Raw genomic sequence first — 702 nt, 5'->3', positions numbered from 1 at the left:
GAAGTCGTCGCGGAACCCGTGCAGATCTTCGAAGGCGACGAGCCGATATCGCGCGAGAAGCAGTGCGGCGGGGCTCTTGACCGCGGCCGACTGCTCCAGCTCGTCCTGCTTGGTGTCGAGCAGAACGTCGCCGAGCTCGGCGGCGACGTGCCCGGGCCGCGGCTCCGGCGGTGCGCCGGCGATCCGCCTCTCGATCCCGGCCAGCACGGCCGCCACGTCGTCGACCGCGCAGGTCTGGTAGATGTTGAACGGAAGCGGGATCGTGTCGAAATCCAGGTCCGGAGAGCGGGTCGGCACGAGCGTCTTCTTTGCGGCCGCGCGCACCACCTCGGCATAGACCCAATCGGATGCGACGGCGCCTTCGCTCCAGATCACCACCACGGCGTCGGCGGCATCGAGGGCCGCCGTGATCTCCCGCGGGAAGACGTCGCCAGCCACGAGTCTCTTGTCCCACCAGACGGTGAGTCGCTCACGGCGTCCGTCCTGTCGGGTGATCTCGGCGGCTTCGAGACTCGTGGCCAGCGCCTCGGTCAGCCCGCGATGCTGTGTCGAATAGCTGATGAAAACTTGCGCCACCCGCGCCACCCCAGCGTGCGGAATTTCCAGAACCTATCTGAAAAGGATCGGCAATTGAAGCGCGCGGCGGGCTGCAGCGGTCCGCCGGTGGCGTGCTTTCCTCTACGCCGTCGCCCGGAAGGCGGC

At 67.9% G+C, this 702-nt stretch carries 1 protein-coding gene; it reads right to left on the bottom strand.

The genetic code is table 11. The annotated features are described in order from the left end of the window. A partial coding sequence (locus ABTU92_RS30750; protein WP_408095308.1) for a toll/interleukin-1 receptor domain-containing protein occupies positions 1–585 on the bottom strand: 585 nt, incomplete at its 3' end. Between the last annotated feature and the right edge of the window lie 117 nt (positions 586–702).

It is taken from the genome of Rhodoplanes sp. SY1 (assembly GCF_046000175.1).
GTDB lineage: Bacteria > Pseudomonadota > Alphaproteobacteria > Rhizobiales > Xanthobacteraceae > Rhodoplanes.
Note: the sequence above shows the minus strand (reverse complement) of the source record. Positions and strands in the feature narration are given on the sequence as shown.